Annotated in this window: 1 protein-coding gene; it reads left to right on the top strand. The window is 66.1% G+C overall.

Annotation, left to right across the window (positions count from 1 at the left end; translation table 11 throughout):
- The first annotated feature begins 39 nt into the window (after window positions 1-39).
- Complete coding sequence (locus ABGB21_RS36845; RefSeq protein WP_347681772.1) at window positions 40-1,134, top strand: IS630 family transposase; 1,095 nt, start codon at window positions 40-42, stop codon at window positions 1,132-1,134.
- Window positions 1,135-1,157 lie beyond the last annotated feature (23 nt).

Genomic DNA, 1,157 nt, shown 5'->3' with positions numbered 1-1,157 from the left:
CGTGGCTTGGTGTTACTTCGTGGTGATTGACTCTGGCTCGTGGGGTTGACGCAGCAGCAGCGGGCTGAACTGTCCAGTCTGGTCGGTGACCGGCGGGTGGACGCGGTGGTGGCGGGGCGGGCGCGGATGGTGTTGTGGCGCGACGAGGGCCGTAGCGCGGAGGAGGTCGCGGTCCTGGCCGGGGTGTCGCGTCCGACGGTGAACACCTGGGTACGCCGGTATCACGCCCATGGCGTGGCGGGTCTTGCCGATCGGCCCCGGCCGGGTAAGCCTGCGGAGGTTCCCGGACGGGTGCGGGCGCGGATCCTCGCCCTGAGCCGGATGGCGCCACCGGCGGTGACCGGTCTGACGCACTGGTCGAGCCGGGAGATGGCGAACTACCTGGCCGCACACGAGAACATCACGGTGTCGCACAACTTCATCGCCGATCTGTGGCGCCAGCACGGGCTCCAGCCGCATCGGTCCGGCACGTTCAAGCTCTCCAGGGATCCGGCGTTCGCTGACAAGGTCGTCGACATCGTCGGTCTGTACCTGAACCCGCCCGACGGGGCGGTCGTCCTCTGCGTCGATGAGAAGACGCAGGTCCAAGCTCTCGACCGGAGCCAGCCGCTGCTGCCGATCGACTTCGACCGCACCGAGAAACGCACCCACGACTACGTCCGGCACGGCACCACGAACCTGTTCGCCGCTCTCGATGCCGCGACCGGCATGGTCACCGCCCGATGCTTCCCGAAACGACGCGGCAGCGAGTTCCTGACCTTCATGAAAACGGTCGCCGCCGCCTACCCCGACCGCGAACTGCACGTGGTCGTGGACAACCTGTCCACCCACGCCACCGACGAGGTGAAAGCCTGGCTCGCCGCCAACCCCCGGATCGTCTTCCACTTCACCCCCACCGGCTCATCGTGGTTGAACATGATCGAGATCTGGTTCGGGATCATCACCCGGCAGGCGATCCGACGCGGCACCTTCACCTCCGTCACCCGACTGACCAGGGCGATCAACGACTACGTCACCGCGTGGAACACCAACGCGAAACCGTTCGTCTGGACCGCGACCCCCAGCGAGATCCTGGCCAAGGTCCGCTGGGTCCACACCGAGGTCCGCAAACTCCTCACCAACAACGACAAGTAAACGATCTCAATTACGCGACACTA

Source organism: Plantactinospora sp. B24E8, from assembly GCF_039871735.1.
Classification (GTDB): domain Bacteria; phylum Actinomycetota; class Actinomycetes; order Mycobacteriales; family Micromonosporaceae; genus Plantactinospora.
Note: the sequence above shows the minus strand (reverse complement) of the source record. Positions and strands in the feature narration are given on the sequence as shown.